Below are 259 nucleotides of genomic sequence, written 5' to 3' on the forward strand. Positions count from 1 at the left end.
GCCATTTATGGAAAAGCGCTTTATACTTATAGCTTCACTGATGCGGTCAAGAATGAACTGTTAACCCCTTATAAGATTATTGTTTTGGGGGTTGATGAGGGGAAAATCAGTAAAACCATGGAGATGCCTACCACAAGTAAAGATTATGAACTTACTTTAGATTATAGAACAAAAATTGTTGGCTGTTATCAAGCTTTAACTAAACTGGATCTGAAAAATGATCTTGGAGATGATACGAGCCCCATGCGTCGTGCCTTGG

At 38.2% G+C, this 259-nt stretch carries 1 protein-coding gene; it reads left to right on the forward strand.

Annotation, left to right across the window (positions count from 1 at the left end; translation table 11 throughout):
- A partial coding sequence (locus ACFIO3_RS15095) for a hypothetical protein (protein WP_375704787.1) occupies positions 1-259 on the forward strand: 259 nt, incomplete at both ends.

Source organism: Bartonella sp. AD328YNZD (assembly GCF_042196425.1).